21 protein-coding genes are annotated in these 22385 nt (G+C 57.8%); 20 read left to right on the top strand and 1 reads right to left on the bottom strand.

Features of this window, described 5'->3' with window-relative positions; genetic code table 11:
* Positions 1 to 14: 14 nt before the first annotated feature.
* The 7 genes from PTE31013_RS19845 (at position 15) to PTE31013_RS19815 (ending at position 7834) form a co-directional block, all read left to right on the top strand.
* Positions 15 to 557 (top strand): hypothetical protein, encoded by a 543-nt coding sequence (locus tag PTE31013_RS19845; RefSeq protein WP_150609173.1) that lies wholly within the window; start codon positions 15 to 17, stop codon positions 555 to 557.
* Between the two features lies 1 nt (position 558).
* Positions 559 to 1191 carry an IncC plasmid conjugative DNA transfer DtrJ family protein gene (locus PTE31013_RS19840; protein WP_150609171.1) on the top strand — a complete coding sequence of 211 codons (633 nt, stop codon included), beginning with the start codon at positions 559 to 561 and terminating at the stop codon, positions 1189 to 1191.
* Between the two features lie 211 nt (positions 1192 to 1402).
* Positions 1403 to 2395, top strand: a complete 993-nt coding sequence (locus PTE31013_RS19835; RefSeq protein WP_150614379.1) for a TadA family conjugal transfer-associated ATPase — start codon at positions 1403 to 1405, stop codon at positions 2393 to 2395.
* On the top strand, positions 2364 to 2708 hold the full coding sequence (locus tag PTE31013_RS19830; protein ID WP_150609167.1) for a hypothetical protein: 345 nt from the start codon (positions 2364 to 2366) through the stop codon (positions 2706 to 2708). The genes PTE31013_RS19835 and PTE31013_RS19830 overlap by 32 nt, the downstream gene beginning before the upstream one ends.
* A gap of 371 nt (positions 2709 to 3079) precedes the next feature.
* Entirely contained in the window at positions 3080 to 5626 is a 2547-nt protein-coding gene (locus PTE31013_RS19825) for a VirB4 family type IV secretion system protein (RefSeq protein ID WP_150609165.1), read from the top strand.
* Positions 5577 to 6392, top strand: coding sequence for a TrbJ/VirB5 family protein (locus tag PTE31013_RS19820; RefSeq protein WP_150609163.1), 816 nt, complete (start codon positions 5577 to 5579; stop codon positions 6390 to 6392). The genes PTE31013_RS19825 and PTE31013_RS19820 overlap by 50 nt, the downstream gene beginning before the upstream one ends.
* Before the next feature lie 29 nt (positions 6393 to 6421).
* Positions 6422 to 7834: a type IV secretion system protein gene (locus PTE31013_RS19815; protein WP_150614378.1), complete on the top strand. Its 1413-nt coding sequence runs from the start codon at positions 6422 to 6424 to the stop codon at positions 7832 to 7834.
* Between the two features lie 76 nt (positions 7835 to 7910).
* Here PTE31013_RS19815 and PTE31013_RS19810 read toward each other — a convergent pair whose 3' ends face one another.
* Positions 7911 to 8624 carry a hypothetical protein gene (locus PTE31013_RS19810; RefSeq protein ID WP_150609159.1) on the bottom strand — a complete coding sequence of 238 codons (714 nt, stop codon included), beginning with the start codon at positions 8622 to 8624 and terminating at the stop codon, positions 7911 to 7913.
* Positions 8625 to 8964: 340 nt separating this feature from the next.
* Here PTE31013_RS19810 and PTE31013_RS19805 point away from each other — a divergent pair, with 340 nt between their 5' ends.
* The 13 genes from PTE31013_RS19805 to pilM all read left to right on the top strand — a co-directional run bounded on the left by PTE31013_RS19805 (position 8965) and on the right by pilM (position 22385).
* Positions 8965 to 9678, top strand: a complete 714-nt coding sequence (locus PTE31013_RS19805; RefSeq protein WP_174966664.1) for a VirB8 family type IV secretion system protein — start codon at positions 8965 to 8967, stop codon at positions 9676 to 9678.
* Entirely contained in the window at positions 9678 to 10562 is an 885-nt protein-coding gene (locus tag PTE31013_RS19800; protein WP_174978643.1) for a TrbG/VirB9 family P-type conjugative transfer protein, read from the top strand. Before PTE31013_RS19805 ends, PTE31013_RS19800 begins: the two co-directional genes overlap by 1 nt.
* Before the next feature lie 8 nt (positions 10563 to 10570).
* Complete coding sequence (locus tag PTE31013_RS19795; protein ID WP_150609153.1) at positions 10571 to 11983, top strand: TraB/TrbI/VirB10 family type IV secretion system protein; 1413 nt, start codon at positions 10571 to 10573, stop codon at positions 11981 to 11983.
* A 5-nt stretch (positions 11984 to 11988) separates the two neighbouring features.
* Positions 11989 to 13128, top strand: coding sequence for a hypothetical protein (locus PTE31013_RS19790; protein ID WP_150609151.1), 1140 nt, complete (start codon positions 11989 to 11991; stop codon positions 13126 to 13128).
* A gap of 59 nt (positions 13129 to 13187) precedes the next feature.
* The gene (locus tag PTE31013_RS19785; RefSeq protein ID WP_174966663.1) at positions 13188 to 13682 is read left to right on the top strand and encodes a toxin co-regulated pilus biosynthesis Q family protein; all 495 of its coding nucleotides are present in this window, start codon (positions 13188 to 13190) and stop codon (positions 13680 to 13682) included.
* Positions 13683 to 13703: 21 nt separating this feature from the next.
* Positions 13704 to 15368, top strand: coding sequence for a hypothetical protein (locus tag PTE31013_RS19780; RefSeq protein WP_150609147.1), 1665 nt, complete (start codon positions 13704 to 13706; stop codon positions 15366 to 15368).
* Positions 15369 to 15383: 15 nt separating this feature from the next.
* Positions 15384 to 16127 carry a type IV pilus biogenesis protein PilP gene (gene pilP / locus PTE31013_RS19775; protein WP_150609145.1) on the top strand — a complete coding sequence of 248 codons (744 nt, stop codon included), beginning with the start codon at positions 15384 to 15386 and terminating at the stop codon, positions 16125 to 16127.
* 29 nt (positions 16128 to 16156) lie between these two features.
* Entirely contained in the window at positions 16157 to 17452 is a 1296-nt protein-coding gene (pilO2, locus tag PTE31013_RS19770; protein ID WP_150614377.1) for a type 4b pilus protein PilO2, read from the top strand.
* A gap of 82 nt (positions 17453 to 17534) precedes the next feature.
* The gene (locus PTE31013_RS19765; RefSeq protein WP_174978642.1) at positions 17535 to 19106 is read left to right on the top strand and encodes an ATPase, T2SS/T4P/T4SS family; all 1572 of its coding nucleotides are present in this window, start codon (positions 17535 to 17537) and stop codon (positions 19104 to 19106) included.
* A complete protein-coding gene (locus tag PTE31013_RS19760) occupies positions 19099 to 20289 on the top strand; it encodes a type II secretion system F family protein (RefSeq protein ID WP_150609139.1) in 1191 nt (396 codons plus the stop codon). Before PTE31013_RS19765 ends, PTE31013_RS19760 begins: the two co-directional genes overlap by 8 nt.
* Positions 20290 to 20346: 57 nt before the next feature.
* Positions 20347 to 20829 (top strand): type 4 pilus major pilin, encoded by a 483-nt coding sequence (locus PTE31013_RS19755; protein WP_150614375.1) that lies wholly within the window; start codon positions 20347 to 20349, stop codon positions 20827 to 20829.
* 20 nt (positions 20830 to 20849) lie between these two features.
* Positions 20850 to 21893: an ATPase, T2SS/T4P/T4SS family gene (locus PTE31013_RS19750; protein WP_174978641.1), complete on the top strand. Its 1044-nt coding sequence runs from the start codon at positions 20850 to 20852 to the stop codon at positions 21891 to 21893.
* Positions 21894 to 21899: 6 nt separating this feature from the next.
* Positions 21900 to 22385, top strand: a complete 486-nt coding sequence (pilM, locus tag PTE31013_RS19745) for a type IV pilus biogenesis protein PilM (RefSeq protein ID WP_150614373.1) — start codon at positions 21900 to 21902, stop codon at positions 22383 to 22385.

The following is a 22385-nucleotide window of genomic DNA, read 5'->3' as shown; positions in this document are numbered from 1 at the left end:
GGAGAACCTGTCGAATGAATGAAATCACAGACACGATGGTCGTACCAGTTGCGATGTCCAAGGTGGCGCGCGACGGCATGCTGTTCCCGAAGGCCCGCGACATCTGGCTCGACCACGCATTGCTCGAATCCGCTTCGGATAGTCTCGCTGCTCATTTGAGCTGCGCGTTGCCCGGCCGCGACGGTCCACTTCTGAGAGACTGTCTGATCGATGCCGTATCGGCATATCGTGCAACAGAGAAGCAGGGCGACATGGAAGCATTCGTTGCCTACCTCGTTGCGCTTCTTCGTCGGGCAACCGACGTGTTTGATCTGAGCGTCGAGGCTCGTGTTGTCGATGGAGTGGTGTCCTGGGATCCGCTGATGGAATCCCTTATGACGTTCGTCACCCGAAATGGCAATGGCGAAATTACGGTGACTCGCAGACCGGCGGAGGATGGTGTCGATAACAATCGCGACGAGTCTACTGTGCTGCTTGTTTCGCGGCTTATGCCTGAACCGATCGCTCGCCGTGTGGTGCGACATGTTATGGCAAACGCAATGAGGGCTGGCATCTGATATGGCAAAGATCCGAGACAATCCGTTTGCCGGGAAGGTCTATTTTTGGTGGATCATCGCGCCGATTCTTACGCTTCTTATCTGCCCGATGTTCATGCCGTCGGACAGTTTCAAGATCGCGCCTTCTGAACTCGCATTTGTGACCAGTAGTCGGTCCAACGTGGACGCGATTACGAAGAGCGCGACCGGAGTGTTCCAGTCGTGGTTCGTCAACACTGGGATGGTGGGGCTGACCGTCAACGACTACCAGAAAGCGCAAGCTTCGGGTTACAAGGGCTACGCGTGGGCCGGCTCGATTATGGATGGCTACATGGAGCGAGTTTGGCGCTACATGTATCGGGTGATCTGGAGATGGACGGCTTTCTGGCCATTCTATGTTGTGGGCCTAGTCGGGATCTTTCTCCCATGCGTGGTGGATGGCGTGGTCGTTCGCTCAGTGAAGCGGAGTGAATTCGGTCTCTATAACCCTATCAGCTTCAATCTCAGCGCTTCGGCAGCGGCGATTTTCATCGGGTGGCTCTTCTTCGTTCCGTTTAGCCCGTGGCCGCTGGGACACTGGATCGTTTCCAGCCTGTTCCTTGGGCTGGGGTTGATGACCTGGTTCACCGTAGGCAATTTCCAGAGCCGCAGCTGAATACGTCGATCCCGTAAGTTCCCATCTCTCAGTTGGGTGGGGGCGACAGACGCTGTCTCAGCAAGGCCATGCGCATTTAGAGCCTTCAAAGCCGTTCATATTTAGAAAAGCTGAAAGAGCTGGTAATCACAGGGCCTTTCGTTCAGGTACGGGCAACGTCACACTCGAAAATTTCTCCCAGATATACGCTACGCTGCATTGGGGAAAAAGGATGTCCGAAAAGGCTCACGTGATGGAAGTGCTCAGGAAGAACCTCGAGCCACTGAATTCCCTGTTCGAGGATCCTCTCGTGAATGAGGTCATGGTGAATGCGGGCGGCATCGTGTACGCCGAGCGCGCCGGCGAGATGATCTTCATTGAGGACGCAGGTCTCAAGGATGTCCAGATTGAGAGCGCTATCGTTGCGCTCGCGAAGTCCGTCAACGAGAACGTACAGGCAAACTCCGCGAAAACCTTCATTTCTGCGTCGGTCGAGAATCTGCGCATTGCCGGTGCACTTGCCCCGGCGTCGCACGGTGGGCCGTCTCTGTGTATCCGGAAGCACCAACAGGGCGGAAAGCGACCGAACCTTGGTCAGCTCGTTGAGCGCGGAATGCTGACCCAGCAGCAGGCTGACTGGCTGACCGACCTATTCGTGACGGAGAAGAAAAACATCATGGTGGGTGGGCCAACGGGCAGTGGGAAGACCACGCTCGCGAACGCTCTTTGCATGTGCATTCCGGCGTACGAGCGTGTGATCTCGGTCGAAGACTCGCTCGAACTTGAGCCCGAACTGAAGCACCACGTCCGCCTGCTGACGAATGCGTCGAAAGGAGTGACGGCGCAGCTAGTGGTGCAACACACGCTGCGCTCCAGGCCTGACCGACTAATTCTCGGCGAGACGCGAGGTTCGGAAACGTTCGATTTGATCCGTGCTTTCAACTCGGGGCACGACGGATCGTTGAGTACTGTACATGCCAGTTCGGCTGAAGACATGTTGTACGTGTTGGAGATGCTCTATCAGATGAGCCTGCCACCAGACGCAAGTTTGTCGCCGGATGCGGTTCGTGGATATATTGCCCGCGCCGTGCATGTATGTGTGCACGTTACGCGGTCGGTGGAGCAGGGGGATGACGGCAAGTTCAATTATGTCCGTCGTGTCGGTGAAATCATTCGTGTCAAAGGAGTTGAAAATGGAAAGTACGTTGTCGAATCGATTTGCTAAAAACGCAACCAAGGTGTCCCGTCTGTCGTCGGTGCAAGCGGCGGTCTTCGTCGCGGTGCTCCTCGCGAGCGAGAAAGTGATGGCGCAGAGTTCGTCGGTGAACGTACAGGGTCTGTGCATTATCCCGTCGATCCTGAAAGGGATCGTGGCTATCGTAGCGGTCGCTGCGGTTCTGCTTTGGGCCATCGCTCACTACATGAACAAGAACGATATGGCCGATTTGACCGTGAAAATCGGCGTGCCGACCGTGCTGGCGAGCGTTGCCGTCACGATCATCACGCAATTGGGCCTGAACTCCCAGTGCTCCATCTAACGTGGTGAGCAAGTAGGCATGCGTACAAGTCCCATCATCCAGGCAATCGTGAATCCGAAGATGTCCGGAGGTTTAAGCGGTGCGCACACCGCCGTCATCTACGGATCGGCCTTTGTCGTGGGATACCTGGCATACCAATGGCACTGGTGGGCGACGATCCTACCGATCGGTGCCGCGTTTGTTGCGCAGGCCTACTACAAGAATCAGTTTCGGCATGATCTCTTTTCGACGGAGATCAGAAAGAACTACAACCAGATGGCTGATCGTTACCACCCGTGGCCTCGCGAGAATCTCCGAGGTCGAGGGCAACGTCCGAAAGGTTTCGGGCGTGACTTTCGGTGCTAGTCGGGCGAACTGGATAGGTACTTTTCATGGCAAAGTCGGCTGACCCGCTGCAACCCGTTTACCTAGTCAAGGAAGAAGAGCGCCCGCTTCAAGAGCTGCTCCCTTGGATGACCTACCTCTCGGACAGTGTCATCTTGAACAAGGATGGTTCCTTGCTGGCAGGGTTCGAATTCTCAGGTCTCGATCCCGACAACATTGATGACGAACTGGTCGATCGTGCTGTCGAAGAGTTCGAGCGCGCAATCAACGCAAACCTCGACGAGCGGATCACGCTTTGGATCACAACCAAACGAAAAAAGGCGTACAGCTACCTCAAGCAAACCTTCAAGAACGAAGTTGCCCGCCGAGTTGACGATGCGTATGCGCGACCATTTCTCAACGGATCTTTCTACCAGATGCACCACTGGCTCTTCGTGCTCTACACGGGGAACACGGGTGTCGATGGCGTGATGGACCGGGCTCGCCATATCGAGGCCGAAGAGCAGATTTCGGGGCCGCTGGCGTACCTTAAGGCGATGAACGGATCAGTATCAACGGCCTCAGGGCTTGCGCGCGATCGTCGACAGCTCGAAATGAACTGGAAGGCGTTCGAGCAGATCCTCTCCGGGTTCATCGGCGCCTCGCCTGCTTTGTCCTTCCGCCGGCTGCAGGAGCGCGAATTCGACCAAGCACTGTTCCAGATCGTGAATCCTGCCAGCGAGTTTGAGGTCGTTGAGCGACCGGACTACGCCATGCTGGATGGTTGGCTGCCGGCGGATTCGGTCGTCGTGGGCTCCGACGTTATCCGCTTCACGGGCAACCGCGGTGACCGGTATGCGGCGATCTACGGTGCAAAACAATGGCCGACCCGATCGAATCCGATGCTGCTCGAGAACTTGCTCCGATCCGACAACGAACTGGTCGTGACGCAGATCGTGCGGTGCATGGGTAAGGAGGCGAGTGAAAAGGAACTGACGGACGTCCGGAACTTCCTCAAGATGACCCAGTATTCCTTGGCCGCGACGATCATGTCGAAAGCAACTGGTAGGAAGCCGGAGGCCGCTCCCGGGAAGGCGGAGCTCGTTGCGGACGCCGAAGGCGCCCTCAAGCGCCTGACAGGCGGTGGCCCGAACGCAGCGTATTACAACTTGTCGGTAATGGTCTTTGACCGTAGCCGAGAGAATCTCGAGAGGCGTTGTGCACACATTGAGCGGCTGTTCTCACTCAAACGTCTCCTTACGCTGCGTGAGAGAGAGAATCTAGGTCCGAGCTACGCGGCAATGATGCCGGGAAATTGGCAGTGGCAGGCTCGCTACCATCTGATTCACGTGGACAACGTGGCAGACTTGGCGCCGATCTACACAATGAATCCGGGCCCGCGGATTCACGCTCACTTCTCCGAGGTAATAAAAAAGCGGATGCCTCCGCACGCAATGTTCATTGACAGCTACGGTTGTCAATATCGGTGGGTGCCGCACGTCGGCCAAGTCGGCCATGCGATCCTCATCGCTCCAACGGAGTCGGGCAAGACGACATTCGTGAACTTCTGCTTGTCACAGTTCCAGAAGTACGGCGATGTGAACACCTTCATCTTTGACCGAGATGGATCGGTTGAGATCACGACCTTCCTGCATGGCGGCAAGTACCTCGACTACAAGGCTAGGTCGCTACGGTTGAATCCGTTCAAGCTGGTCGACGGCACGGACTACAGCCGCATATGGGTTCGCGAGTTCCTCATGCGGATGCTGGAACTCTCGGGGTACGAGGTTCTGCCGGAAGATCGCGAGGAGATTGACCGAATCCTCGGCAACATGTATGACGAGCACTTCGTCAGCCCTAGGACAATTGCAACGTTCCATGCACTTTGCCCGCCGCAGATGTCGGAGGCCATTGGTGAATGGCTGCATGATCGACCGTATGGGATTTTCGACAACGAGGAAAATGACTTAAGTCTCGAAGCATGGACTGCGATCGAGATGAAGGAACTGGCAGCGACTCCTCGTCTGTTCGAGATGTTCATGGAATACGCGTTTCGATGCATTGACATGTCGCTCGATGGGCGACCGACTTTCATCTACCTGGAAGAAGCATCTTTTCTTCTTCAAATCGAAACGTTCGCAAAAAAAATCGGCGACTGGCTCAAGACATTCCGGAAGAAGAACGCTTTCGTATGGCTCACGGTGCAGAGTCCTGGCTCGATTAATGGCCCCGTACGCGAGGACCTTATCGACAACATCAAGACGACTATCCTGATGTACAACAACAAGGTCGAGTCACACCGCGAGTTCTACAAGAAGAACTTCGGTCTTAATGACACGCAGATAAATCGGGTTGGTCGTCTGCGACCTCGCCTCGATTACATGTTCGTGCAGGACAACTTCACAAGGGTCGTTCAAACGGTGTTCACCCCGGAAGTTCTGAATTACCTGCGGTCGGAGAAACACCTGCACACAATCTTCAAGAGGCACAAGGCTACCGAAAAGACTAACCCCGACTGGCTTGACGACTACCTTGCCGAAGCCGCTACCATTAAACGAGTGGATTATGACAGTGAACCTGAAAGTGAAGAAGACGTCGACGCGCAGACTGCCTAAGCTCATCGCGCTCCTCACGCTGTCCGCGAGTGCAATTCCAGCTATCGCTGGCGGCGGGGGCGGGGGTTCAATCGTTTTCGATCCGACAAACTTTGCGCAGAATATCCAGACGGCTGCTCACACGCTCGCGCAGGAGCAGCTGCAGATCGAGTCCGCGGTGCGTGAAGTTCAGATGCTGCAGAATTCGATTAAAAACTCCGCAAACACCGTCACGAACCTATCGGGTATCAGTTCGGCCGTGGGCGCGGACCAGGCTGTGTCGGGGCTGATGAATCAGTGGAACGTCGACGCGTCGCTGATGCAGCAGTTGGGTGGTCAAGCCAACTTCGTTCAGGGTGTGATGTCGCAGTATGCGGCTAATCCGACGAACGGCAGTTTCTCGAGCTATATGCAAAACCTCGCGGGCCAGTCGGCAGCGGGGCAGCAAAATGCCACTTCGCTGATTGCAAACTATACGAACATGTCGAACGAGTTGCAGAAAACCATGCAGCAACGACAGTCGATAGTCACTAAGAACACGGGCCTGCTCGGTACGAACGACTCGATCGCGATCACGAACGCTTCGCTCGACAACATCTCAGAGATTAACCAGGCAACGCTTCAAGGTATCCAGACGCTAGTGCGCCAGGAGGCGTATAAGCAGTCCGTTAACGCCGCAGACACGCAGTCGTCGCAGCAGGCAATTTCTAACGGTAGCGCAATGGCACAGAAGGCTGCGAATGGTGTGAGGGGCGTTTCCACCGCCACCAACATCCTTGGCTACTAACCTCGACAGTCTTACGTGTGAGAAATGGCATGATCATGGACTTTTGGAAGCGAACCATCTTGATGTTGGTTTTGCCGCTTTTGTTGGTCATGCCGGTCCAAAGCCGCGCAGAGGGTGTGGGCGACCTGGCAAATGCTATCAGCACGTCTGCTTGCACGCCCTTATCACCTGGTGACACGGCGAACTGGACGGCGATAAGTTCGATCTCGAACATCATCCTGTCACCGATCAATAGCGCGCAGTCGACCATTGCCTCTAAGGCAAACTCCATGGCATCTAGCGCCACTCCCATCGCGCTGACGCTTGCAGGGGTTCTCGCGCTGTCTTATTTCCTGTGGGGCATTCTGGATTCCTTTGCTGGAAGTGGAGATAGCTTCATGGGGATCGTGGTTGGCTCGTTGGTTCCAGCCGTGATCGTGGCCGCATGCCTAGGCTCCTATGCTTCGCTAGTTGGCACGAGCGGTGGCCTGCAAGGACTTTTGAGCTCCTTTACGCAGGCAGCGACAGGATCGTCATCTGCGTCGAGTGCCATCTCTACTTTCATGCAACATATCTTCAATACGTTTGCTTCGACGATTGTGGCCTTCTTCCAATCATTGGGCTGCATACCGTTGCTTAAGTGGACGATCGGCATCATTGCGCAAGTGATTCTGGGCTCGGTAATTATTCTTGCGGCACTGATCTTTGCCGTCATTTCGGTAGGTGAGCTAGTCGGGGTAATGCTGACTGGGATACTTATGGTCGCCATTGGTGTTGCGGTAGGACCGTTGTTTGTTGCGTGCGCTGTGTGTAAGTGGTCGAGCGACTTTTTCAAGGGCTGGCTAAAGTTCCTTTTGGGCGCGTCTGCGTATCAGATGGTTATCAGTGTTGTTTTGTCACTTGTGTCCGCCATGCTGACCTCTGCGCAGTCACAAATCTCTAGTGCGAACCCAGCAACGATTGACTCTACCTCGGGCATTTCGATTGCGGGCCTCCTAGGACTGCTGGGCATCACTTGGATCCTGACCCATCTGTTTAAGGAAATCCCGCGGATCGCGAGCTCGCTGTTTGGTGGCGCAGCGGTTGGCCACGCGAGTTTCAATAAAGCGGCAATGGCAGCTGCGGGGGCTGCCCTGGGTGCTGCTGCGGGGGCAATGGCAGAGGGTGGCAAGGAAGCCGGCGGAGAAAAGGGGGCGGATAAATCGGGGGGGGGCGACGGAGGAGGAGGGGGAGATGGGGGCGCGGCCCGCGCTGGTGGTCCGTCTGTTTCGAGCGAAACGGGATCGTTCAGTGCTACTCCGGCATTGCCTGCTCCGAGTGATGGTAACGCCGGATCCTTTGGCGGCGGTCCTCAATCGGGCAACTCTGGCGGCACCGGCCCAGGCTCAACCCCGGGTGGTGGTGCCGGAGAGCAGTGGCACGACTATGGCGGCGGTTGGGAGGTGGATGTAGGCCGTTCGTGACCGCCGGCGTGTAACGCCACCGTAGGATTGGTGCGACTCTTTTGCGTTTCCAAGCCGGGAAGTTGCGTGCTCGCGGTTACTTCGTGTGATGCCGGCCGATGACGCTAACCACGGTCTTCCAAGGGTCTTCCTCCCACAGATTGCACTCGACGTGGCTGCCATCCGGCAGCACATGGCGGATAGTCCCCGGCGCCGGATCGTTGCCAGCGACGCGCCATGCGTACATGACGATGTAGCCGTAAGCCAAGAAAGCTTCAGGTGTGTTCCACTCCACCACAACCACGCCGCTTTGCCAGCCCATTCCACCGATATGCGCTCCGATTAGCTTCGGCGCATCCTTTGCGAGCGGGTAAGGGTGGCCCGGCACATGAAGGGCGCCTATCACCATCCCAAGCGAAAGCGTCCTTGCACCGTCTTCAGGAAAGATGTTGCCGCGAAAGGGAGCGCCCCGCTCGACCTTCGTTTCGTACTGTTCCGGGTGAGCGTTCGGATCGCCGACCACGACCGCTCCGTCCAGCGTCACGTGACGGAGGAAGGGAACATCGACCGAGACTGCGACATGCTTCCACGCCTGGAGGAGAAGCCCGGAATACTGGACGAGGGCGGCCCTGCTTCGGTACTTGATGGTGACGACGTTATTCACGTCTTCGATGCCGAGGATTTGTGTGCCCGGATCGAAATATCTCATGGCGCTCTCGTCGGGCCTCTCGAGAACCTTCATTGCGCCGTAGACGTAGGCGTACCGCTGGGCTCGACCACGATGTTCCGGGACTACTGTAATGATGGACATTACAACCTCGATGGTTGTTGGGGATGCGCGAAGTGATATCTCCGCACTTGAAGCAATCATATCGTCTAGTCGCCACGTGGCAAACCGCAATGATGAATCGTGTCTCCGGTCTCATTCATTCACCCGAACGTCAGACTAAGGTGATTTGGCGCGACGAGAACTGAAAATAGCTGGATATACAAGTCCTTGCGCGCTGCGGCCTGTTCTGACCGAACGCGTCGAAGAATATTACTGACAGACTGAAGCCCGAGGTTTCATGATTCCCAGCACGTAGAAAACCCCCGGATTGCCGCTCGCATTCAAGTCCCGATGCATGACGCTCATCAGGAGAATGTGTGGCATGAAGACATCTAGCCAAAAGCCCACTAATCGGGCTGAATCGTCCAAGCGACCGTCGGTTCCACCGTTCACTCCAGGGCCGGTCAGGGAATCCGCGGTGCGGAAGTATTTCGCTCGTGGAGAGATGGAGCGGATCACTGCCAATCGCTGGTTCCTGGCTACGGTATTCCTAGGCGTTCTTACACTCGTCAATTCGGTCGCGTGGGTCGTGCTCGTGCCCTTAAAAACGATCCAGACGATCGTTGTGCGCGAAGATAAGGGCGGGCGACTAACGTCGGACCTTAGCGGCCCTTCCTCCTACGTGCCAGACCGCGACGCTGTTGCGTATTTCCTTTCGGATTGGATCAACAACGTCTACGACATCAACGCGTCGACGATCGATAACAATCTGGCGCTCGCCGGGAAGATGACCGTCGGCCAGGCGACCGATCAGCTCAACGCGTTGCTGCACAAAGAAAATCCTTACTCCCGTCTGCACGATACGCCAACTTTGCGCCGGACGTTCGATCGCCTGACTGTCAACTTCATCACGGATGACACAGTCATCATCCGATTCACTCTTACGGAGCGCAGTGCATCGGGCTCTCAGCCGAAAGTTTCGACCTGGGCCATGACCATCACCTACACGCGTATCCCGACGACGACCATTGAGCAGGTCAAGATAAACCCGGGCGGAATCTATGTGAAGAGCTTCAACGTCAACCAGGAACAATGATGGCGGCTTCCGTGACGGTGGTCGCAGATCCACGACAAGGTTTCTTTATGAAAAATTCGGCCCGCTCGATCGCTCGCGTGATCCTGACCTCAGCATTCCTCGGCTTGGTGGCCTTGGCGCATGCTAAGGAAGGCGCCACTCGCAATCCGGCCGAAACTCCGACGCCGTCGCCGTTTGACGATCGGATAGTGACATTCACCTATAGCTCGGATGCGGTCTTTCCTCTGCTCACTCAGTCGGGCCAGGGGACCCATATTCAGCTGGAGCGGGGGGAGGGTGTTGTCGAAAAGCCGGTATTGGGTGACTCCATCCAGTGGCGCATCAGCGGCGGGCCGACCCATCTGTATGTCAAGCCTGTTCGCTCGGGTATCTCGACAAGCCTGACACTGGTCACCAACAAGCGAACCTATGAGTTTTACCTCGTCGCTTCGGATCCGGGTGGAAAGTTCTACCAGCAAGTTAGTTTCAACTATCCGGAGGAGGTGAAGGAGGTACAGCTTCAGGCGCAAGCACGGGCGGAGTCATTCATTACGGAGAAGCGTCGCTTGGACAGCCAGGTTCTCACTCCGCCGCTCGATCCGACTTCGTTTCGCTACGGCTACGAGATCAAGGGGGACGCACACTTCCGGCCGATCGATGTGTTCGACGACGGCACGAAGACGTTCTTCCGGCTGCCAAGTGTTCAAGACATGCCAGCAGTCTTCGTCCCTGACGACCACAAGCGTCTCCAACTTATCGTCACGCGCCTGAGGGGAAACTTCATTATCGCTGACCGAATTGCTGATCGTTTCGTGCTCAAGCTGGACGACCAGGAGGTCTATGTCGAGTCGGGCCGGGGCAAGCACTGGTGGAACATTGGTTCCAAAGATAACACTCAGAACTGAGGCCAAAGATGTCTGACGAGTTAGAGGTCCATGAGTCGCCGTTCGAGCAAGGCAACCCTGCCCGTAGGCGGGTGGACCGCAACGACATTCCGGATTCCCTCCAGTCTCCTGATCGCGAAGCGACAGAGGACCTGACGCGCGGGAAGCGGAAGCAGGGCAAGACCATAGGCTTTCTAATAGTCGTGTCACTGCTTGGTGGTGGACTGTATTACCTCTATGGCATGCCTAACACGCCGATGTCTCACCGCAGGAAAAGCACTGATACGTTCACGCCATCAGATACGGCAGGCGCACAGGTGGTCAAAAGTGCGAAGGACGCTGAAGCCCAGGCAGAGGATCAGCGGCGGCGAGCCGCACTTGCTGCGTCAGCTTCCGCGACCAGTGCTAAGGCGCCGGATCCGAATGCAGCGGCTGCTGCCGCTATCGGTGCGCAAGGTGGGACAGGACCGGCCGGTGCGAATGGTACTGCTGGTCAGATGTTAGCGTCCGCGGCTCAAGCCGAAAAGCAAGCTGCTGATGCGAAAGCCGAGCGCGAAGCACAAATCGCCGCTTCCCCGCTTCAGGCGAACGACGTTCAGACGCTTCGTTCGAATGACACAGGTCGCGCATCGCCAGCACTGTCGCCATCTGAGCAGCTTGCCGCGAACCTGAAAAATCAGATGCGGGAGAACCAGTCCGTGGTGGACAAGCAGATGGACCGTGTCATGCAACTTTCGTCGGCGTACGGCGGCAGCCAGGGAGGGAGCGCAGTAGGGGTGAGCACTCGGTCGGGGCAGCAGGATCAGTGGCTGGCTTCCCAGAAAGCCGACGATGGCGTGCCGACGAGAATGCATGCGGCTCCAGCCATGCCCATTGTAGGGGAGGGTACGCCTGTTCGCGCGGTCCTCGTGACGGGACTGGATACCGACAATCCAGGGCAAGTAACCGCAATGGTGACGAGCGACGTCTACGACACCCTTACCGGTCACTCTCTGATGATCCCCATGGGGTCGCGTTTGATGGGGGAATACAACCACGATGTCCGTGTGGGACAAAGCCGTGTGCTTATCGCGGTGACACGCCTTGTCCGGCCGGACGGGTCGTGGATTGATTTGTCGGGTACGCCAGGTGGCGAGATGGATGGCTCGAGTGGTCTCGAGGGCGACGTCAACAGCCACTTCTTGAAGATCTTCGGCAGTGCGCTCGTGATTGGGGCTGCGACTCTTCTGCTCAATACGACCCAGCAGAACGTCACGGTAAACCAAGGTCTTGGCACTAGCCAAATGGGCGGAACGATCTTCGCTCAAACGCTGCAGCAGGTGGTGACGAATCTGCTCTCAAGAAACAAGGACATCCCGCCTACGATCACGCGCTCCGGCGGTACCCAATTCACCTTCTTGGTTCGTCATGACCTTGCACTTACGCCGTATTACAGGAGGTAATGGCGATGAGACCGAATATTGGAAGCTGCACTGCGCTGCGGAGCACATGCGTTTTCTTCGTGTCCGGCCTAGTGATCGGGCTAAATACCGCATACGCGGCGCCTGCGCTCGACTTCGGCTATCGGATTGATGGTCCAGTGCACGTTCGGCCGACGCTCGTCTTTAATGACGGCCAGGATACGTACATCCAGCCATCCGGGAACGCGCGCACGAATGTGGCAGGAGCTCTGTCGGATGGTCCGTACCTGCGCCTGCCGGGTACCCCAGAGTCGTTCACGGTCCGTGCTGGGGCGATCACGCTTCATGTCCAGCATGCTGGATTGCCGTCCGCCCCGACGGCGCAGGCCGTCAACAACTCGTCGCCGGCGGGACGCGCGGACGCGAACTCAATCCTTCGTGCGGTGCCAGGTGGGTATGCCACCGGGGTTACCATCGCGGCCGGCGGAAATGCTGCCGACAGACCGGCTACGCCTGCGTTGACAAGCCCTATCGTCAGAGTGAGTGCACGTATCGATACGGACGGAAAAAGGCCGCCAGTCGTCGGCGAACCCATTGTTTCGCAGTCGGTTGCGACCACGGCTATTTCTGCAGCGCCGGCATCCGGTGCCGTACCCCCAGTAGTCGTCAAGGAAGCGTCGCCGAACATTTCGTATCTCGCGAAAGATTTCGGCGCTGACGGCATACGGGATGGCTCCGGCGGATCCATCCAGATCCACTTCCGTGCGCGGCCGACTGCGGCCATGCAGTTTGCGTCTGCAGATGGGAAGCATTTGGGGTCGTCTTGGGATGACAGTGCGAGCGTCATGACGATCAGTGCCGCGCCAAAATTCGTTGTCCGCGATGGTCAATCGAGCGTGATCGTATCGCGCGAAATCGCTGACACCTTCCATTACCCAACCCATAACGCAGCAGGCCTCGAGGAGGTGTTCTCGGAGTCAGGTGCGGTCTACCTCCGCGTGGCCGAAGGCACGAAGAAGGTCACTGTGCGAGTCGACGGCAAGGTCGTGCCGGGCAAGCAGAAAGGCCGCTACTACCGTGTCAGCGGGGCTGGCGACAGCTTCGTCGTCGACGCCGATGGTTTCGGCGTGACCGTTACACGCTCTCGGTCAGTTCGCTTTGTCGACCACGAGGGCAGTACATCATGATTTCCTCACCTTCACATACCCGGCAGTCCGTGACCCAGGTCCGCCCACAGGAGTCTTCTATGTGCATTCGTCCCGCGGCTACGGCGATTGCCGCGCTCGTGGTTGCTGCTAGTTCCTCGATGACGTGGGCGGCCAGCGATTCGTCTGTACTCACTCGGGCGGGATGGCAACCGCTCGCGGGTAGCGACACAGCCGCGACCGATGCTGGCTCCACGTCTGCTCCTGATGTCACATCTGGCGCGACGTTACCGGCAGCGCCCATCAACGCCGCCGTGTCGGCTACGAAACCTGCGGACACATGGACTATTCGCGAAGGCTTCCCAATCGGCGAAGAAATCAAGGATTGGGCCAAACGCGCGGGCTGGAGGGTGGTCTGGCAAATGCCCCGCGATGTGATTGCGGCAGCTGCGACGAGCTTTACGGGGGACTTCCCTAGCGCGGTGACGGACGTCGTGAAGACGCTCGCAGCCAACGGTGCCCTGATCCGTGCCAAGATTTTCGACGGTAACCGCACCGTTCTCATACAAGGTCCGGGCGTGGCCCCCCAGCAGTAATTCGAGGAAAAGGAAACGCACATGAATAAGATGAGCGAATCGCTGCCCAAGGTATCGCGCGCCGTTCTGGGCACCATGGCCGCCGCAACCTTCCTTGGTGGTTGCGCAAATATCACGGATGCCGGCAACGCGGTAACGAAGACCGCCGATATGGTCGTCGAGGAGCAAGCAAAGGCATCGCTTGAGCATGCTGTCGTTTCGCGGACTTCCGGCGCCTGGCTGCTTGGTGACACGGTTCAGGTTAGCCCAGAGATCTCACCGATCCTGAAGCGCCAGATTGCATGGGAACCGCCGAATAAAGTCACGCTTTCCGAGCTGGCTGCGTATATCACGCGGCAGGTTGGGCTTCCCGTCGACATCTCGGAAGTTCAACGAGCGGGCGGCGGGGACACGCTCAACGCGAACACGACGGGGTCCGGACAACTTCCTTTGCCGCCGGGATTGCTGAATGCTCCCGGAGCGAGTCAGAAGGGGGCCGGCGGGAGTATTGCTCACGCAGCACTTCCGACTATGCGGGTTTCGTACCAAGGTATGGTGAAGGGGCTGCTGGACTTCGCTGCCAATGAAGCAGGTCTGTGGTGGAAGATGGACGAAGGCGTGGTGCGGTTCTATCGGACTACCTCCAAGACCTTCTATATCTCAGCGATCAACCGTAAATCCACTGGGCAAAATTCGATCGTTGCTCAGACAGGTCCGGGTACTCTCAATGGCAATTCCGGTGCGGGTACGGTGGGTGGTACTACTGGTTCGACAACGGGCAAGTCGCTTGCGGGCGATTCGTACGACGTAGACGTCTGGAAGACGATTGCAGCAACGGCGAAGACGGTTGCCGGTTCGAGCGCTAGCGGCGCTGCCGAAATTTCCGCCGAGCCGTCGCTTGGCAGTATCACCGTGACGGGTTCGCCCACGCAGGTCAAGCACGTCGAGGAATGGGTCAAGAGCTTGACGGACAAGCTGAGTCAGCAGGTACTGATCTCTGTATCCGTTTACTCGGTAAATCTCTCGCACGGAGATAACTATTCGTGGAGCCCGAGCGTCATTTACAGCAAGCTGTCGACCATGTATGGCCTGTCGCTCACGCCTCCTGGAGTTCCACCCAGCTCGGGGAGCCTTGCCCCTTTGGTACTGTCAGGAACGGCGGGTAAATCGTCGAGCTTAAATGGCTCGCAGCTCGCATTCAATGCGCTGTCAACGCTTGGCCAAGTCTCCGAGACAGTGACGCAGTCTGTCGTCACGCTGAACGGTCAGCCTGCACCGATGCAGGTCGCGAATGAGGTCACCTATCTGGCGCAAAGTGGCACGACGAACACGGCCAACGTAGGGTCGACGTCGACTCTGACTCCGGGGGTCGTAACAACGGGCTTCACCGCTACGTTCTTGCCCCAAGTCGTGAACGGCCGGATTCTGCTCTCGATGGACATGACAAATTCGGTTCTCAATGGCATTACTACCGCCTCGAGCAATGGCTCAAGCATTCAAACGCCGAACGTTTCGTCCGCAACGTTTCAGCAGAGCGTTTCGCTAACGCCAGGCGCAGCGCTGATGCTCGCGGGTCTGCAGCAGGACAACTCGGCCGTTACCCGCAGTGGCGTGGGTTCGCCGACCAACTGGCTCTTCGGTGGGGGCGTTGATGGTGGGCGTCAGAAGAAGTTGATTGCAATCGTGATCACCGCCCGCGTTCTTTGAAGGAGACGAACCTCCATGAAAACCCGGTTCAAATTGCATGTTTGGCGCGCCGCGCTGCTCGGTGCCGCAGTATCAATGTTAGGTGGTAACGCCAGTGCTGCGGCGCCGGCGGCTAGCGCGCCGGCGGGCACGTCAGACTCGTGGGATTTCGGAGCACCCGCCAGTACGTCTGCAGTTGGCGCACCCAGCAGAGTAACGGCCGCTGGTGTTGCTTCCAGTGCCGGTGCTCCTGCTCGCAGTGTCGCTGGAGATACCGCTACGGGACCTGCCTGGGCGAATTACTACCGGTCGGTGGATGCGATTCATGCCGACAGCCAATTGACGGAAGTACAAATCGAAAACGCCAAACTCCACTACAAGCTCGATCAGGCACGTCGTGGAATCTTCAACGACAACGGCGTGTCACAGGCATTCGCCGGCGCAGCCAATATGACGATGCAAGGCCAGCCGTTAGCAGCTCCGGGCGCTTCGCCATTGATTCAACGTGACGCGGTTGTTCAGGAAGTCAGTATGGTTGATGGCCGTTGGACGGCAAACATCCAGTTAGGGGCAGGGGCACGCGTGTCGGTGCACCCAGGTGACTCGGTTCGCGGTCTCGGCAAGATCGAGAGCATCCAGCTGGGACAAGTCATGGTGGCTCAAGGCGGCAAGGTGTTCTCGCTCCAATTCGCGGGAGCGACGTCGCAAGAATTCTCGGCACAGTCGAGCGGGCAGCCGAATCACGCGATCCTGGGCGCGATGCCCCTCGGGTTGCATTAAAAGCTCTCGTGGCTCCTGACCAAACGAACATGGCAGATTTGAAATACATCGGGGATTCCTACGGCGCAAGTGCGCGCGCCGCTCCGCCTTCTGTTGGGCGTGCTGAGATCGTGACGATCGGCCGCAGAAGATGGCTGATTGGCATGCGCTGGCGGTCGTACGAGGTGCAGCCCGAACGCGCGGAGCTCGCGGAGGAAGCAGCAACGATGGGCACGGACTGGATCGCGCGTCGAGTTGGCGACGAAGCAATTCAGGTGGGTTTCAGCCCTGCGCTGAGCAGCGGGTGGCCGAGCAAGGTGTACAGCCTTGCGGCACTGTTGGCGGATTCCCATAAGGTACCGTGGGCGGGGGCATTCGACCTCGGGGACGGACTGTGGTGGTACATCGCAGTCCGGGACAACTACGGGATGATGCCGGACGGTGACGTCGTCGGCTCCTACGAGGACATTCTGCGCGCCCGCCAGGAGCACGGGTCCCTCGAGGACTTTAACCACGTCAACGGTACGCTCGGGAATCTTGAAGAGCTCATTTCTCGCGCGAGAGCAAAGCGTACTGGTATTGAATCGCTGACAGCGTCACGATATTCCGCGCGTGTCGTGTTGGGGGGCGTGGCCGCAATTGTGTGTCTGGGAGGCGTGTACCTCAGTTACCAGCATTCCGCGAATGTTAAGGAGCAGAAGCGCCAGGCTCTAGTTCACGCACAGGTAGCAGCGAACGCTCGCAAGGCAGCGCAGGACGCTGCGCCCGACTCCGGAAAGATCCTGCGCTCGTCGCCGAATCCAGCCGCCTGGCTTGATGCATGCCGTCAGGCCGTCTACACGCAGCCGCCTTGGCATAACGGATGGCAACTCGTCACGTTTCACTGTGCGGGTTCGCGGTTATTGGTGGGTTGGAAGCGTGGACCGGGCGCGACCATTGCCTATGCTCCGCCAGACGCTGTTATATCCGAGGATGGAAACGGCGCGTCGCAGTCGGTGGTGCTTCCGTTGCCGCCCGGCCCGCAAGGCAAGGACGATGCGATCGCGCTGCGTGACGCTCGTGCTGCACTGATCTTATGGTCTCAGGAGCATGGAATCGCCGTCTCTATATCCGCGATGCCGGGTTCGCCTCCGAAGGAGCGCGGCGCTGCGGCGCTGGGCAAAGCTCAGCCAGCGCCCGTGCCCGCAATTCAGTTTTCCTTCTCAGTTCCGGCGGCTCCGTTTGCTCTGGATTTTAGTAGTGTGCCGGGCCTTCGCTTGAGCGAAATGGACCTGGGCGATGTTGCCGGAAAGGCTGGTGGCAGGGCGGCGTACTGGAAGATATCGGGGGTGGTGTATGGACGTTAGGAATGACGTAGGCGGAGCGCGGCGGCAGTTCATCCCGCCAACCGAAAAGATCGCGTCGAATATCGCGTTCGATCGGGTGACAATGACTGCGCATGTCGACAAGAGAACTGCGCAAGATCCGCTTTACCTCACGTGGATCGAGCGCAACAAGTTCGCCGGCTTCGAGATCAAGCAGCATATCACTGGCCTAGCGGAGGTGATGCAACTGCGGGACGGTCACGGCCTTCGTTACAGCAAACGCGACGCCGAGACGTCCGAGCAAGAGGGCTACGAGAACCGAGGGGAAGCGCTTGAGCTCATTGAGTGTGCGGCTTACTACCGGGCATCCGATATCCACTTCCTGCTGCGGGGTCAACATGCCATTGTGCAGCTGACGGTCAACAACGACCTTCGTCACTTTCGCGAGTATCAGCAGGAGAAGGCGCAGTTGCTGGTTCGCGCCATCTGGCAAGGTCTGGTGACCACGGGCGACTCGCAGTGGCGTGACCACGAGCGACAGAACGCGCAGGTGACGGGCGAAAAGCTCAATCCTGACACGGGTATAACGTCGATCCGAATCGTGCGTGGCCCGATGTTCCCGGCTGCCCAGGGCGGCCAGTTCATGGTGCTGCGCTTGCAATATTCGAACACGGTCAAGGCCGAGCGTCGTGCCGGCCTGCCGATCCTGAAATTTCCGCCGGCCCCGCGCGGCGACTTTCTGCTACCGAAGATGGGTTTCACGGAGCAGAACATAGCAAAGCTGCGTCACATCATGTCGATGCCGGACGGAATCTTGCTTATCACCGGCCCGACAGGTGCCGGGAAGTCGACTACCGACTACGAATTGCGAATGGAAGAGGCGCGTGTGCGTCCTTACCTTAAGCAAATCATGATCGCGGACCCGATCGAGTTTCCGGAAGAGTGGTCCACGCAGCTTCCAGTGACAAATGCTCTGGACAAGGCAGCTACGGCTGAACAATACGCTGAGTCGATGGCTGCTGCGCTGCGGATGGCACCCAAAATCATTTCTCCGGGTGAAATCCGAGGCGCCGAGGTAGCGCTTATGGCGTTCGAGGCGTCGACGACAGGCCACAAGGTGACGACGACCTTACACGTGTCCGACGCATTCCTGTGGCCGGAACGTCTCGAACTGATGGACATCACGAAGCTAAAGCGCGCGATGTTCTGCGACCCGAAGGTCGTGCGGGGCGTAGTTGCGCAGCGTCTGCTGAGCCCTCTATGCCCGCATTGTCGCGTGCGCGCGGAAGACGCGCCTAGTCGCGTGAGTGAATCGGTCATGGCCGCATTGAAAACATGGTCGACAGACGGCGACCTGAGCCAGATCTACGTGCGAGGCGAGGGCTGCGAGCACTGCAATCACGAGGGAACTGGCAGCCGGTTCGGAATCATGGAAGTGGTTGTGACCGACGCGAAACTCATGGCTGACTTTATCCATCGCGGAACCGCGATGGCGCGGCGCAACTTCCACCGCCGTCCGGACGCGGATCCCCCACTCCTGGAGACGGCCATCCGACATGTCCTTACGGGGCGAGTGGATCCGAACCACGTAACGGAAATGGTGGACGTAATCGTGCCAAAGGACATGTTCCATGACGTCGTGGACCTCAGTCAATACGGGCTCGACCGGCCGGCACTGGAGGTGGTGAATGGCTAAATCAGGCGGGCTACTAACGCAGATGCTGAGCGCTATCGGGATACGTCCCCGTGCACCTCGAAAACATCGGATCCTGACCCGCAAGCGAACCGGATGGTGGGGCAAGCTATCGGATGCGGCCGACCGCAAGGCGTTCGACTGGAAGACGCGGGAGGCGCTCTATATGCACCTAGCCTCTCAAGTGGAAAACGGCGTGTCTGTCGAGAATGCGCTGGACGGTTTTGCCGACATCCTGCGCAAGCGAAAGCGAAAGAGCTCTCAGGCGCTGATCGAGAACGTCTGCCGGCGCATGCGCGAAGGACTGCCCTTGCGTCGCGCGATCGCGATCGCCGTCCCACGTGAAGAAGCGGCCATGATCGCCGGCGGTGAGATGTCGGGGGAGTTGATCAACGCCTTCGATCTGATCGTCGACTCGCATGATCGGGTTGAGTCAGTGATCCGAGCCTACAAGGCAGCCGCTGTGCGTCCAATCCTGTACCTCGCGATGACCTATGGTGTGATGTGGGCCGTGGGCGCTTACGTGATGCCGAGCATCGTGCAAGGGTTGCCGGAAAGCAAGGTGCAAGGATTAGGCATTGTTATGTACAAGGCGGCTGATTTGTCGCAGTCCTGGCTGTCGATTGTGCCGCCACTAGTTTGCGTGGCTTTAGTCTATGCGGTGCGCTTCTCTTTTCCGCGTTGGGTTGGACCGCATCGTATCAAAGCGGAGCGCTACTTCCCGTACTCGTTCTACCGCGATATCGAGGGCTACAAGTGGCTCTCGTCATTTTCTGGACTGGTCGCCGCGGGCGTCCCGGATGTTCACGCATTGGATCGCCAAATGGAAACGGCGAGCCCATGGCTAAGGGAACGACTCTGGCATGTCCGTTTCCGCATGACAGAGGGCGGGATGGAATTTGCTGATGCGCTTGAAGCTACAGGCGCAAACGGTAAGTTACCGCCCTTCGAATTTCCGAACCCGGCCATCATCGACCGCATTCGCTCGATCGCCGTAGCGAAGGAGTTTCACGAGAAGGTAGGACGCCTGACAAAGCGCTGGTCGGTTGAAATCGAACGAAATGCACTCAGTCAAGCCAAGAAAGCAGGCTTCTATGCCGAGATTGGAATGTACGCGCTTATGGGCTTCCTGATGTACGCAATCAATGGCGTCACGACGCAGCTGGGAGCGATCGGCGGTAGCTAAGCGCGTGCTGAACTCCAAAATTCTTCATTAATGCGAAACATGAGACGGAGGTGAAAGTTGGATGAAATTATGGGTTCATGGTTTAAGTACCTGGTGCGCCTGTTGGGCGTTGCAGCGGTGGTGGTCATTCTGGTGGCGATTTTCCACAAGAATAAGGCTGCCACGGAGGTAAGCAACGTCACGCAGCTTGCTACGAACATCGCGAATACTTACACGGGGCAGACGGCATTCACCGGTTTGACGACAGCGATTGCAGCTAATTTGGCTCCGTCTAATATGGTGGCGGGATCTACGTTGATCAACCAGTGGGGGGGGGCGGTGACGGTGTCCGTGGATGCGAACCCATCGCAGTTCGACATTGTGGAGGCAGGCGTACCGAGCGACGGTTGCGTGGACATGGCAAACAAGGCATCGAACTACGTCACCATGACGCTTAACGGCACGACGTACAGCCAGTCGAACCCGCTGGATGCTGGTGCGGCCGTTACCGAATGCAACAGCGCGGCAACGCAGACGATCACTTACGTGTACGGCCACTAATTGCGATTCCGCATCCTAACGTGAATAAACTGAAGGACCTCATTTGGTCGGACCTCTGCGTGAGAGAAGATCCATCGAAGGGCTGGCTCAAGGCGGCCTCGGATTCTATGGTGGTTTCGCCGCTGCCATCGGATTCTTGGGAGGAACTGAAGCAGCTATTTCTTGCGCTGAATCGATCATGGGATCACCGTGGTGCGGTAGCTTCCCGCTATGGCTTCCCGATGGAGTGGCCTCCAGAAGATGGTATGCGCTTGCGCGCGAAGCGCATTCAGTTAGCGAACGGCGAACATGTTTATGTCTGCCGAGCGTTTCGCTTCAAGCCATTCCGGCTGCAAGACACTGGCATCGCAGCGCCGCTCGTCAATAAGCTATTGTCGCCCGAGATTCGGGGCGGGATCGGCATTATTCTGGGGCGTCCTGGCGCGGGCAAGACCACTACAGCCTACTCGTTTCTCCAGGAACGAGCGCGCCGTCTCGGTGGGGTGACGTGGACAATCGAGAGCCCTGTCGAGATGGATCATCTCGAAGGCCGGTATGAGAATGGCTACATCCATCAGATTGAGGTGGAGACCCCGGAGATCTTGTACGAAACCGTAAAGGATCTGGCTCGCGCGACGCCCAACGTACTGTTCGTGGGCGAGGTGCTCGATGATCAGACGGCCGAGGTTGTGGCACAGGCTTCGAAAATGGGCTTTTTGGTTCTGTGCACGTATCACGGGGGTGATTTGATCAACGGAATCGAGCGATTTGCGCGCGCGGCCGGGCATGGCATCGTGTCGGCACAATTCGTCGATGCTTTTCGCTTCGCAGTGCATATCGATCTTCGTATGGTTGAGACGGGGGGCCGTGCACGACCGATCAACGACAGTCTCATCAGTTCGCTGGAGACGGGCAATCCGCCGCGAGTCTTGTCTGCACGATCGCTCTTTTGCATCTCGGACGCTGACCCCATCCGCGGTCATATGAGAAAGGGCGAATTCGCGCAGCTGCAGAGTGAGATCGACCGTCAGAAGAACGAGCTATTGAAGCAACAGTCCGAGATGAGTCTCGGGCGGGTGAGGTAGGTTGTCATGCGCTTGATGGCTCTCCTCGTACTTGCCGTACTTACATCAACTTTGGCCTATCAGACGGCCACGTTCCAGGCTATCAAACCTACCGCACAGGAAGTTTCGGTAAACGATGCAGCGGCACAATTTCTGAGCTATCGGTCGGCTGTCATGGCCTTCATGACGGACAATCCGGCCTTCACCGGCACCATCCAACCGAGCCAATTGAGTGCCTATTCGCCAAAGTACTCCTCGGTGTTCATCGCGAAGTTTGCCGCGAGTAATGCGGTGACCGTGTCCGGAACTGGGCGACTGATCACTGCGTATGCCGCACTGCCAACTGGTACGTTACAGCAGGTATTGGTGCGTTCCGAGAATGACGCTTCGATTGGCTTGTCGGCGGGAAGTATGTGGATAGCATGCGCGAGCGGTGTGAATACGGCGCCACAACCCCTGAATGTCACCGTCCCAACGGGGGATGTGGTGTCGGTCGTTAAAACTGGAAACTGA

Source organism: Pandoraea terrigena, assembly GCF_902459705.1.
Classification (GTDB): Bacteria; Pseudomonadota; Gammaproteobacteria; order Burkholderiales; family Burkholderiaceae; genus Pandoraea; species Pandoraea terrigena.
Note: the sequence above shows the minus strand (reverse complement) of the source record. Positions and strands in the feature narration are given on the sequence as shown.

Excerpts from the sequence above, each read along its gene's own strand:
- PTE31013_RS19780 (WP_150609147.1), top strand. The coding sequence starts at position 13,704 with ATGAATAAGATGAGCGAATCGCTGCCCAAGGTATCGCGCGCCGTTCTG.
- PTE31013_RS19800 (WP_174978643.1), top strand. The coding sequence starts at position 9,678 with ATGGCGGCTTCCGTGACGGTGGTCGCAGATCCACGACAAGGTTTCTTT.
- pilM (WP_150614373.1), top strand. The coding sequence starts at position 21,900 with ATGCGCTTGATGGCTCTCCTCGTACTTGCCGTACTTACATCAACTTTG.
- pilP (WP_150609145.1), top strand. The coding sequence starts at position 15,384 with ATGAAAACCCGGTTCAAATTGCATGTTTGGCGCGCCGCGCTGCTCGGT.
- PTE31013_RS19760 (WP_150609139.1), top strand. The coding sequence starts at position 19,099 with ATGGCTAAATCAGGCGGGCTACTAACGCAGATGCTGAGCGCTATCGGG.
- PTE31013_RS19815 (WP_150614378.1), top strand. The coding sequence starts at position 6,422 with ATGATCATGGACTTTTGGAAGCGAACCATCTTGATGTTGGTTTTGCCG.
- PTE31013_RS19840 (WP_150609171.1), top strand. The coding sequence starts at position 559 with ATGGCAAAGATCCGAGACAATCCGTTTGCCGGGAAGGTCTATTTTTGG.
- PTE31013_RS19835 (WP_150614379.1), top strand. The coding sequence starts at position 1,403 with ATGTCCGAAAAGGCTCACGTGATGGAAGTGCTCAGGAAGAACCTCGAG.
- PTE31013_RS19790 (WP_150609151.1), top strand. The coding sequence starts at position 11,989 with ATGAGACCGAATATTGGAAGCTGCACTGCGCTGCGGAGCACATGCGTT.
- PTE31013_RS19830 (WP_150609167.1), top strand. The coding sequence starts at position 2,364 with ATGGAAAGTACGTTGTCGAATCGATTTGCTAAAAACGCAACCAAGGTG.
- PTE31013_RS19765 (WP_174978642.1), top strand. The coding sequence starts at position 17,535 with ATGACTGCGCATGTCGACAAGAGAACTGCGCAAGATCCGCTTTACCTC.
- PTE31013_RS19805 (WP_174966664.1), top strand. The coding sequence starts at position 8,965 with ATGAAGACATCTAGCCAAAAGCCCACTAATCGGGCTGAATCGTCCAAG.
- PTE31013_RS19825 (WP_150609165.1), top strand. The coding sequence starts at position 3,080 with ATGGCAAAGTCGGCTGACCCGCTGCAACCCGTTTACCTAGTCAAGGAA.
- PTE31013_RS19795 (WP_150609153.1), top strand. The coding sequence starts at position 10,571 with ATGTCTGACGAGTTAGAGGTCCATGAGTCGCCGTTCGAGCAAGGCAAC.
- PTE31013_RS19785 (WP_174966663.1), top strand. The coding sequence starts at position 13,188 with ATGTGCATTCGTCCCGCGGCTACGGCGATTGCCGCGCTCGTGGTTGCT.
- pilO2 (WP_150614377.1), top strand. The coding sequence starts at position 16,157 with ATGGCAGATTTGAAATACATCGGGGATTCCTACGGCGCAAGTGCGCGC.
- PTE31013_RS19820 (WP_150609163.1), top strand. The coding sequence starts at position 5,577 with ATGACAGTGAACCTGAAAGTGAAGAAGACGTCGACGCGCAGACTGCCT.
- PTE31013_RS19810 (WP_150609159.1), bottom strand. The coding sequence starts at position 8,624 with ATGTCCATCATTACAGTAGTCCCGGAACATCGTGGTCGAGCCCAGCGG.
- PTE31013_RS19845 (WP_150609173.1), top strand. The coding sequence starts at position 15 with ATGAATGAAATCACAGACACGATGGTCGTACCAGTTGCGATGTCCAAG.